The organism is Tamlana sp. 2_MG-2023 (assembly GCF_030548465.1).
GTDB lineage: Bacteria > Bacteroidota > Bacteroidia > Flavobacteriales > Flavobacteriaceae > Pseudotamlana.
In genome coordinates, this window is sequence record NZ_JAUOSF010000007.1 from 235,609 (window position 1) to 243,807 (window position 8,199).

At 31.3% G+C, this 8,199-nt stretch carries 14 protein-coding genes; all 14 read left to right on the forward strand.

The genetic code is table 11. The features are described from left to right. Positions 1 to 107: 107 nt before the first annotated feature. The 14 genes from Q4566_RS13305 to Q4566_RS13365 all read left to right on the forward strand — a co-directional run bounded on the left by Q4566_RS13305 (position 108) and on the right by Q4566_RS13365 (position 8,152). Entirely contained in the window at positions 108 to 491 is a 384-nt protein-coding gene (locus Q4566_RS13305; protein ID WP_303422002.1) for a VOC family protein, read from the forward strand. 191 nt (positions 492 to 682) lie between these two features. Further along, complete coding sequence (locus Q4566_RS13310) at positions 683 to 1,033, forward strand: hypothetical protein (protein ID WP_303422005.1); 351 nt, start codon at positions 683 to 685, stop codon at positions 1,031 to 1,033. Positions 1,034 to 1,102: 69 nt separating this feature from the next. Next, positions 1,103 to 1,513 carry a DoxX family protein gene (locus Q4566_RS13315; RefSeq protein ID WP_303422008.1) on the forward strand — a complete coding sequence of 137 codons (411 nt, stop codon included), beginning with the start codon at positions 1,103 to 1,105 and terminating at the stop codon, positions 1,511 to 1,513. Further along, complete coding sequence (locus tag Q4566_RS13320) at positions 1,510 to 1,932, forward strand: DsrE family protein (RefSeq protein ID WP_303422010.1); 423 nt, start codon at positions 1,510 to 1,512, stop codon at positions 1,930 to 1,932. Before Q4566_RS13315 ends, Q4566_RS13320 begins: the two co-directional genes overlap by 4 nt. A gap of 6 nt (positions 1,933 to 1,938) precedes the next feature. Beyond that, the gene (locus Q4566_RS13325; protein WP_303422012.1) at positions 1,939 to 2,955 is read left to right on the forward strand and encodes a TQO small subunit DoxD; all 1,017 of its coding nucleotides are present in this window, start codon (positions 1,939 to 1,941) and stop codon (positions 2,953 to 2,955) included. A gap of 373 nt (positions 2,956 to 3,328) precedes the next feature. Beyond that, positions 3,329 to 3,484, forward strand: a complete 156-nt coding sequence (locus Q4566_RS17060; RefSeq protein WP_368506598.1) for an integrase core domain-containing protein — start codon at positions 3,329 to 3,331, stop codon at positions 3,482 to 3,484. A gap of 68 nt (positions 3,485 to 3,552) precedes the next feature. Further along, entirely contained in the window at positions 3,553 to 4,146 is a 594-nt protein-coding gene (locus tag Q4566_RS13330; protein WP_303422014.1) for a Crp/Fnr family transcriptional regulator, read from the forward strand. 66 nt (positions 4,147 to 4,212) lie between these two features. Then, the gene (locus Q4566_RS13335) at positions 4,213 to 5,091 is read left to right on the forward strand and encodes a pirin family protein (RefSeq protein ID WP_303422017.1); all 879 of its coding nucleotides are present in this window, start codon (positions 4,213 to 4,215) and stop codon (positions 5,089 to 5,091) included. 2 nt (positions 5,092 to 5,093) lie between these two features. Beyond that, positions 5,094 to 5,669, forward strand: a complete 576-nt coding sequence (locus Q4566_RS13340; RefSeq protein ID WP_303422020.1) for a TMEM175 family protein — start codon at positions 5,094 to 5,096, stop codon at positions 5,667 to 5,669. A 3-nt stretch (positions 5,670 to 5,672) separates the two neighbouring features. Further along, complete coding sequence (locus Q4566_RS13345; RefSeq protein ID WP_303422023.1) at positions 5,673 to 5,873, forward strand: (4Fe-4S)-binding protein; 201 nt, start codon at positions 5,673 to 5,675, stop codon at positions 5,871 to 5,873. Continuing rightward, entirely contained in the window at positions 5,792 to 6,076 is a 285-nt protein-coding gene (locus tag Q4566_RS13350) for a GNAT family N-acetyltransferase (protein ID WP_303422026.1), read from the forward strand. The genes Q4566_RS13345 and Q4566_RS13350 overlap by 82 nt, the downstream gene beginning before the upstream one ends. A 324-nt stretch (positions 6,077 to 6,400) precedes the next feature. Beyond that, positions 6,401 to 6,580, forward strand: coding sequence for a hypothetical protein (locus Q4566_RS13355; RefSeq protein WP_303422029.1), 180 nt, complete (start codon positions 6,401 to 6,403; stop codon positions 6,578 to 6,580). Between the two features lie 137 nt (positions 6,581 to 6,717). Then, the gene (locus Q4566_RS13360; protein WP_303422031.1) at positions 6,718 to 7,137 is read left to right on the forward strand and encodes a hypothetical protein; all 420 of its coding nucleotides are present in this window, start codon (positions 6,718 to 6,720) and stop codon (positions 7,135 to 7,137) included. A gap of 400 nt (positions 7,138 to 7,537) precedes the next feature. Beyond that, positions 7,538 to 8,152, forward strand: a complete 615-nt coding sequence (locus Q4566_RS13365; protein WP_303422033.1) for a hypothetical protein — start codon at positions 7,538 to 7,540, stop codon at positions 8,150 to 8,152. Positions 8,153 to 8,199: the final 47 nt, after the last annotated feature.

The following is an 8,199-nucleotide window of genomic DNA, read 5'->3' on the forward strand; positions in this document are numbered from 1 at the left end:
GCTATAACCGTTGGGGTTTACATTCTAACGGTTATGGCTTAACCAAGTCTAACCACTTTTTAGTTTTATTTGCCTATTTTTAAGGACTAAACGAATCAACTTAGCACATGTTAGACTTTTCAATCAATCATATAGCCATTTCCGTAAGGGATGTTAACGAGGCTGTTGATTTTTATCAAAAGGTTTTGGGTCTTAAAGAAATTAAAAATACAGCTTCCAACTCAAAAACAAGATGGCTCTTACTTGGTGAAGGCAAACAACTGCACTTAATTCCGCGTCCAGATGCTGAAATTAAAACCAATAAGGCTGTTCATTTTGCTTTAGCGACGTCACAACTAGGTACAGTCATAAAGCATTTAGAAACCTTAAAACTTGACTATTCTGATTGGCTAGATACACCTAATAAAGACTACATCAGGCAAGATAAGATTCGCCAAATCTACTTTCAAGACCCTAATGGTTATTGGATTGAAATCAACGATGATGTTTAAAACAAAACCCGTAGCCTTATTCCTCTCTATTTATTCTTTCTGATTTTGATACTTAATTTATAAATTATATTTGATAAGGCTAACTTTAAGATACACGAAACACGTTAGCTTTCATTAACAAATAAATAACATAATTCCGGAAAAATTGCATTTATATTTGCAAAGTGAAGGAAAGCTGTAAAATATATAAAATGAATTCAACCTTGTCTCTTTTTGGGCTTGTGTTGCTACTATTGCTTTCACCATGTAAGGTTAGGAATTTTATTCAAAATGAATTAGGGATTCCTCAAACCAAAGTCTTAAACAAGAGTCAATCTTCAATTTCAGAATCAAATTGCGAGACTTTTGAGTTTTCTGAAACTATTCAGACTGTTACAAACCCAACTTTTCAGCAACCAGGCTTCCTAATTTCGGAAGCTTCTCAATTTGATTTTACTACCTATTTACTTGGGAATACTTTTAATCTTAATACATCAAAAAACCAACAAGTTTCTGATGTTCCTCTCTATATTTTATACCAGAACCTCAAGGTCTATTCGTAATTGATTTTCTAAATAAGTAAATGTAAAGCAGTTGTTAATACTGCTATCAATCAATTACAAATATTTTAAATGAAATTTCAAGAAAAAACACTTGAAGTTAACTACAAATCTGTAGTTATACTTCGCATTATGCTTAGCCTAATTTTTATAATAGCAAGCACCAATCATTTTTTTAATACCGAAAAAACATTACGTAGAATAGAAAATTCCTCAATGGGTTTTATTGGAAATATTCTAGGAACACCAGAAATAGCAGTGATTTTATCAGGAATTGTAATGCTAATTGCAGGCATTTCATTGCTTCTTGGCTTTAAAACGAAAATAGCCTCAATTGTATTAATAGCCGTTTTAATTCCTATTACGCTCACTGTACAAGTTGGACAAATGACAACTCTAGGCCCACTTTTTAAGAATGTAGCCATACTTGGTGGACTTATTTTTTTTGGTATTAATTCAAACTTAAAAACTCAAAAACAATGAAAAATTCAATCTTATTTATAACAACAATGTTCTTTTTACTATTTGGAACATCACAATTACGAGCACAAAATATTAACTCTAAAAAGAATAATTATTTAGTGCTTTCAAAAAACATACAACAACTCAAACCTGTTTTGCTAACTACCAATGAACTAGCAAAAGAAGACGGGAAAAAATATGGAGAGTTTTATATAATCATTTGCGGTAAAACCGTGAATGACATTTCAGACAATCAAGATTTTAATGCACTTCTGGAAAAGGCAAAAGCCCAAAAGGTAAAGGTTTTTGTATGCGAAATTTCACTTTCAAAATTTAATATAAATCCACAGACATTGCCGAGTAATCTTGAAATAACGCCTAATGGTATTTTATATGGCTTTCAACTTAATAAAAAAGGTTTTATCACACTTACTATCTAATAAATTATGAAAAAAGTAAATATAAAAAATGATGCAGGACTTTTGTCTCTAGCATTAAGATTAGTAGTAGGTTGGACTTATTTTTCGGCATTTTGGAGAAGGACTGCATTAGCAAATAAACTAGACCCAGAAATGGCTGGATATATTGGAGAAAAGTTTAATGCCTTTTTACCTAACGCTTTAGGCATAAAACCTATTATCCAATACTTAGTGGAGAACCCAGACATACTTTGGATAAATATGGTAATATTTACCATTGTTGAAGGTATTGTTGGGTTATTTATAATGTTTGGGTTATTCACTCGAATTATGAGTATTGGCGTATTTGCTTTAGCTATGGGTATTCTCCTTGGCTCAGGTTGGATAGGTACAACCTGCTTAGATGAATGGCAAATTGGTGTGTTAGGAATAGCTACAGGTTTTGTTTTGTTCTTAACAGGTAGCGGAAAATATTCCGTAGATAATTATTTAATGAATCACAATTTCGCCTTCACTAAAAAGAAATGGTTTAGTTGGTTAGGTTCAGGAATTTTACCAATTAAAGAGCGTATATTTCCTAATGTAGTATTAATGGGTTCACTATTTATTTTTGGAATGACCCTAATGACCAATCAAGTATTTCACGGAGGACTTTGGGGGACACTTCATAACAAATCAGTAAAACCAAAACTTGAAATAACTAATGGTGAAATTCAAAATAACACCCTTTCTTTTGATGTCTTTAGAACCGAAGGAGTAGATGTTTATGGCTCTTGGGTTATAGGTATTAATTTATATGACCATCAAAACAACCCAATTTTAGAATACACCCAAGAAGATTTAGCAACCTTGAACAAAAAGAGTATTTCAAATTACTATGTTGCAAAAATAAAACCAGGAGAACATAGTTTAATTGTGCCTTTAGGAGCAAAAGCAAAACTTAATTTAGAAAATGATATTTTATCAAACTTACCTAAAGGAATATATAATCTTAAAATTACAGATATTAGTGGTACTTATTGGCTACATCAGATTAAAAAATAACAAAAGCTAACACCGTATAATAATAATAATTGCGGTTAGTACTTAATCAAAGGTCGTTGCGTGTTTGTAACGTCTGATTTTCCTTCGGAAAATCCTCGCATACAAACCCGCAACTATTCTTATTCTTATACATAAACGTTATGCAACATTTTGACTTGTCCTGAATAAAGGCTACATAATTTAACACAATTATGTACAAAAAAGACAAAGTAATTAGACAGTATTCAGAACCTTTTAAACTGAAAATTTTAGCCGAGCTTACTACCGGCAAACACACAAACATTAAAAAGAAAAAACATAGTTATTAGTATGACTATAGAAAATCATTGCTACGAAAATGCGATGGCTGAGCGTGTAAACGGCATATTAAAAGATTGAGTTTTATCTCTACCAAACCTTTGATAACGTAGCACATGCAAAGAGAGCAGCAAAAAATGCCATTAATTTATATAACGAAGTACGATTACACTTATCTTTAGATTATAAAACACCTAATATGGTATATCAATTATCAGCCAAATCCCGATAGCTATCGGCACAATTTTAGCCTGTAGCCATATTCCAGGACAAGACATCAAAAAAACACTCGAACTAACAATGAACGAAACGAATCTGAAAACATTTTTAACTTCAAACCTTAATATTGATGAAGCTGAAATTTCATCAATAACTGAAAATTGCACAGTGAGAAAGTTCAAAAAGAATGAGTATTTGTTAAGGAAAAACGAGTATTGTAAACATACATTTTTTGTAGAAAAAGGATTATTGCGACAGTATTCTATTGACGACAAAGGAAAGGAGTACATTCTATCTTTTGCACCTGAAAATTGGCTTGTAACAGATAGGGAAAGTTCTTATTTTAATAAACCATCAGCCTACTTTATTGAAGCATTAGAAGATAGTCAAGTTGTTTTGATAGATGAAACTTTTGTTCAACTGCTCTCAAAAACAATTCCAAATTTTACTGATTTCAACAATATATTACTGCACAACCACATACGTCATTTACAAAATAGAATTAATCTTTTATTAAGTGCTGTAGCGTTAGACAGGTATTTAGAGTTTATAAGAATGTATCCAGACATACTTTTGAGAGTTCCGCAAACAATGGTTGCTTCATATTTAGGAATTACCCCAGAAAGTTTAAGTCGTGTACGCAGGGAATTAGCCAATAAAAACTTTAAACAATAAATACTTATCATACATCAATGCACACGTTTATATGGAATTATAAATTTGCGGTATAAAATAAAAGATATGAAAACAAAAACAGTAGAATTAGTTGCAAGTCCAAGAGAGCCACATTTTGTTGGCGATGGCTTTAGAGTTCATAATTTTATCCCTAGCGGATTTAGACTTGATATGCAACGTATGACACCATTCATTTTGTTGGATTATAATTCAACATATAATTTTCCACCATCGGATAAACCAAAAGGTGTAGGAGTTCATCCACACAGAGGTTTTGAAACCGTTACGATTGCTTACAAAGGCAAAGTGGCGCACCACGATAGTAGTGGTGGTGGCGGAGTAATTGGCGAAGGCGATATTCAATGGATGACCGCTGCAAGTGGTGTTCTTCACAAAGAATATCACGAGGAGGAATGGAGTAAAAAAGGAGGTGATTTTCAGATGGTTCAGCTTTGGGTCAACTTGCCAAAAAAGGATAAAATGAGCACTCCAAAATATCAAGCCATAAAATATGGTGATATTAACCGCTACAAATTAGAAAATGGAGCAGGAAATATCGAAGTGATTGCAGGCGAATACAGAGGTATTAAAGGTGTTGCTTCAACCTTTACACCAATACATATGTTGAACGCAAAATTAAACAAAAGCGGAAAAGCCAAATTTCAATTTCCTGCAAATTACAACACAGCGCTTCTTGTATTGGAAGGCAATATTGTAATTAATGGTAACGAGAAGGCACCAACAGACCATTTGGCACTTATGGCAAACGATGGCGAAACCTTTGAAATCGAAGCTACAGATGACGCAATTATTTTGGTTTTAAGTGGAGAACCTATTAATGAACCAATTGAGGCACACGGACCTTTTGTAATGAACACAAAAGAAGAATTGAAAGAAGCATTTAATGACTTCAACAATGGAAAATTTGGGTTTTTAGAAGATTAAATATGAAAACAGGAAGATTAGAAGCCTTTAGTGATGGCGTTTTAGCAATTATCATAACCATTATGGTATTTGAAATAAAAGCACCGGAAGACGCAAGTTTTGAATCCTTAAAACCTGTACTTCCGGTTTTTCTTACCTATGTTTTGAGTTTTGTCTATTTGGCTATCTATTGGAATAATCATCATCATTTGCTACACGCTGTGAATCAAGTAAATGGTAAAATTTTATGGGCAAACCTTAATTTATTGTTTTGGTTATCACTTTTTCCATTTGTTACAGGTTGGATGGGCGAAAACCATTTTGAAACAAACCCAACCGCAATGTATGGAATAGTCCTCTTTATGGCCGCTTTCGCATTTAAAATTCTTGTCCATTTCGTTATAAAAAACGAAGGAAAGCAATCTAATGTAGGTAAAGTTTATAGCAATGATAAGAGATTGAATATTTCTCTATTGCTCTATTTAATTGGTATTTCGATAGCATTTATTCAACCAATTATAAGCCTTGTGGTATATTTAGTTGTTGCACTTATTTGGGTTGTTCCAGACTCAAGAATTGAAAAAACTTTAAAAAACTGAATTATGGAAACAAAAGAATATTCTAACGGAGATGTAACCATTTTATGGAGACCTGAAAAATGTACCCATTCTGGAATTTGTGTAAAAACCTTGCCCAAGGTTTATAACCCTAAAAAAAGACCGTGGATAAAACCAGAAAATGCAACGTCGGACAAAAAGGACGCTTTACAATTTATAAAAATGATGAATTTGCTGGAGAAATGACCTATACGTGGATAGGAAAAACCAAATTTATAATCGACCACACAGGAGTTGAAAACAAGTTTGAAGGAAAAGGATTTGGTAAAAAATTGGTAATGAAGTCAGTAGAATATGCAAGGAATAACGATTTGAAAATTCTACCGCTTTGTCCATTTGCAAAAAAAGTATTTGATACTGACGAAAGTATTGATGAAATTCGGGGATAAACACTAGCTACAACAACGATGCTATAACTCACAACTAATTAGTTGCTTAAACGAAAATAAGGTTTATTTTGAAAGTCGCCAAATTTTTAAATTTAGCTTGTGTATAATCCGAAAGTTCCGTGTCTTTTTACACGCTACGTTTCATACACCAACCGTTGCCATTCATTACTGAACGAGCTCATAAAGAAAAAAGAAATTAAAGATCAATCGAAAAAAGTAAACAAATGTCCTTCTTGGTATTATAGCTGGATTCATTATATATGCTATAATTAAGGAAATAACATGGCCAATGATTTCAGGTTAAATACAGAATTAATAAAAAAAATGAATCAAGAAAGTGATTTGGATAAATGCAGAAATTGCGAAGCGGAATTAAGAGATGATTTTTGCCCTAAATGTGGTAGTCCAAAAACTCTAAGAAGAATTGATGGAAGCTATATTCTATCAGAAATAGTAAGCATTTTAAATTTTGATAAGGGAATTTTTATACTATTAAAGAGTTAATTGTTATACCTGGAAATAATGTTCAAACATTCATTCATAATGATAGAAATAGACTTGTAAAACCACTAATATTTGTAATTGTTTGTTCTTTAATTTATACTGTAGCTCAACAATTTCTAAAATTTGAAGATGGCTATGTGAGTGCTGGTGGATTTGGAGATTCATTTGTAAATAATATTTTTGGATGGATACAGAAGAACTATGGGTATGCTAATATTTTAATGGCTGTTTTCATTGCTGGGTGGATTAAACTTTTCTTTAGAAAACACAAATACAATTTTTTTGAAATTATTATTCTCTTGTGTTTTGTTATGGGTGTAGGAATGTTAATCTATCCGACATTTGGGATTTTGGAGAGCATTACTAAAATCAAAGTATTACAAATAGGAGCTATTTTAGGATTTATTTATACATCTTGGGCAATAGGACAATTCTTTAATAAAAAGAAAAAAATGAGCTATTTAAAAGGATTATTATCTTATATACTTAGAATGATATCTTTCTATTTTATAGCTATAATTATAGGATTGGGAATTGATTTAATATCAAAAACTTAATAAAACAACTAAATGGCAATAAGTAATTGCTGGCTCTAGCCTACTTACGAAAAACCTAACGGATTCTATAAATAGGCTTGTTTTTCCGAAAGTAAGAGTTAAACACTTCCTTCCTAATATCTCTCATTAAAAATGTTCTACAATAGCCTAATGAAAGAAGAAAACCTTAGAGGTATATCTATCATCACTGTATATTATAAGTTTTGTATAAATCTATTCAAAACAAGACGTTTTGTTAAGCGCTCTGCACCCTATATTTTTTAAATACGACCTTTACCGAAGCACGCCCAAACTAAACTAAAACTTGACTGCATATTTTTTGAAGGAAATTGCTTTGCTTATAGGTAAGATATATAACATATGTTTATATTTGATAGTTACCAGCAATTCACTCAAACTTATGAAAAAACAAATAACTACTTTTTTTTTAATATTCTCTTCTACATTACTCTTTGCGCAAGCTTTAGAAGTTGAGTACCCAAATAAGTTAGATTACAAACGATATTGGAAAAATTTTGCTCTTAGTAATAGGTTTGAATTGGATTTTAATAATATTACGAAATCCAACAATGAGTTTTGGAGGAAAAAAGCAGATTTACGTTTCAATACTGGAAAATATCAAAAGCAGCATTGGAATCATATAATCAAAAAAATAAAACGTATTGAAGAAAGTATTTACGAAAATAAAAAAGGAGCAAATAACAAAATAGAGTATTTCAATACTTACAATTTTAATACGTTTGGAAGTATAACAGAAAAAATTCATTCTTATAATGATGGAAAATTTAAAGACAAAGAGGTTTATGTCTATAATGAAAATCAAAATATAGTAGAGTATTCTAAGTATAAGTATAGTTCTGATCCCGATTATCGGTATACCAATTCTAAATATGAATTTGAAGAAAAACATACTTTCAAATACAACAAAAACAATCAACTTATTCTAAAAGAAGGTAGTGATTCTCAGAAAATTATATACATCTATTGTAAGCTTCCCCATATTAGAACTGCTTAATTTTCTAAAACTAGTTTAAAATTACTGTTTTTAATTCTCTTGGGGCT

Coding starts and splice junctions, on each gene's coding strand:
- Q4566_RS13340 (WP_303422020.1), top strand. CDS start 5,094: ATGAAAACAGGAAGATTAGAAGCCTTTAGTGATGGCGTTTTAGCAATT.
- Q4566_RS13335 (WP_303422017.1), top strand. CDS start 4,213: ATGAAAACAAAAACAGTAGAATTAGTTGCAAGTCCAAGAGAGCCACAT.
- Q4566_RS13330 (WP_303422014.1), top strand. CDS start 3,553: ATGAACGAAACGAATCTGAAAACATTTTTAACTTCAAACCTTAATATT.
- Q4566_RS13365 (WP_303422033.1), top strand. CDS start 7,538: ATGAAAAAACAAATAACTACTTTTTTTTTAATATTCTCTTCTACATTA.
- Q4566_RS13305 (WP_303422002.1), top strand. CDS start 108: ATGTTAGACTTTTCAATCAATCATATAGCCATTTCCGTAAGGGATGTT.
- Q4566_RS13315 (WP_303422008.1), top strand. CDS start 1,103: ATGAAATTTCAAGAAAAAACACTTGAAGTTAACTACAAATCTGTAGTT.
- Q4566_RS13345 (WP_303422023.1), top strand. CDS start 5,673: ATGGAAACAAAAGAATATTCTAACGGAGATGTAACCATTTTATGGAGA.
- Q4566_RS13355 (WP_303422029.1), top strand. CDS start 6,401: ATGAATCAAGAAAGTGATTTGGATAAATGCAGAAATTGCGAAGCGGAA.
- Q4566_RS13325 (WP_303422012.1), top strand. CDS start 1,939: ATGAAAAAAGTAAATATAAAAAATGATGCAGGACTTTTGTCTCTAGCA.
- Q4566_RS13310 (WP_303422005.1), top strand. CDS start 683: ATGAATTCAACCTTGTCTCTTTTTGGGCTTGTGTTGCTACTATTGCTT.
- Q4566_RS13320 (WP_303422010.1), top strand. CDS start 1,510: ATGAAAAATTCAATCTTATTTATAACAACAATGTTCTTTTTACTATTT.